This window comes from Rhodococcus sp. IEGM 1379 (assembly GCF_030056815.1).
Classification (GTDB): domain Bacteria; phylum Actinomycetota; class Actinomycetes; order Mycobacteriales; family Mycobacteriaceae; genus Rhodococcus_F.
This window is the reverse complement of sequence record NZ_JASHKR010000204.1, coordinates 1-488: the sequence shown is the minus strand read 5'-3', so window position 1 is coordinate 488 and position 488 is coordinate 1. Positions and strand designations below refer to the sequence as shown.

At 64.8% G+C, this 488-nt stretch carries 1 protein-coding gene; it reads left to right on the top strand.

Annotation, left to right across the window (positions count from 1 at the left end):
- A partial coding sequence (locus QM600_RS29530; protein WP_283265327.1) for an alpha/beta hydrolase-fold protein occupies positions 1 to 488 on the top strand: 488 nt, incomplete at both ends.

Sequence of the window (488 nt, the reverse complement as noted above, 5' to 3'; positions counted from 1 at the left end):
CATGACCGCCACGTCGGTTCTGAACCTCGCGATCGCAGCCCCCGGCTTCTACAAGAGCGTCGGCGCGTACAGCGGTTGTGCCGAGACCAGCACTCCCGTCGGCCAGGCTTCCATCGAACTGGTCGTCGGCCTGCGCGGCGACGCAGATGTCACCAACATGTGGGGCCCGCTCGACGGCCAAGGCTGGATCGACAACGACCCGGTTGTCAACGCCGAAAAGCTGCGCGGCACCCAGCTGTACGTCTCCACCGGATCCGGCCTGCCCGGCCCGCATGACACCCTCGCCAACCCGGCAATCAACGGTCAGGTCGGCACCTTGGCCAACCAGGTCATCGTCGGAGGCATCATCGAGGCTGCAGTCAACTACTGCACACACAACCTCGCGTACCGCCTCAAGGATCTGAACATCCCGGCCACGTTCGACTTCAAGCCCACCGGCACCCACTCGTGGGGCTACTGGCAGGACGATCTCCACAACTCCTGGCCGA